Source organism: Bradyrhizobium sp. Ken01 (genome assembly GCF_055807355.1).
Window position 1 is genome coordinate 1 of sequence record NZ_JBVVPC010000228.1, and the last position, 264, is coordinate 264.

The 264-nt window shown below is 59.8% G+C and carries 1 pseudogene; it reads left to right on the forward strand.

The annotated features are described in order from the left end of the window. Nucleotides 1–202: pseudogene (locus tag AC0L3S_RS39445) on the forward strand ((Fe-S)-binding protein); the annotation flags it as partial. Between the last annotated feature and the right edge of the window lie 62 nt (nucleotides 203–264).

The window sequence follows — 264 nt, forward strand, 5'->3', positions numbered from 1 at the left end:
CATCAATGTTCTCGAAGTCGTCGGCGAGAGCATGGGGCTGCGTCGCCACGACCGCTACAAAGAGCTCAAGCTGTTGCAGGATGCTGAACAGATCGCCACTGAATGCCATGATCTCATCGCGCAACATTCGCTTGATCCCGTGGTGGCTCGCAGCGTCATCGCCAAGGGCCTGCTCGGCGACCAACCGCTTCCTTTGAAATAGCCCGATGCGCCCGAGCTGAGCGTTGGCGAGGCGAGGCGCGTGTTGGACTGCTACTTCCGTTG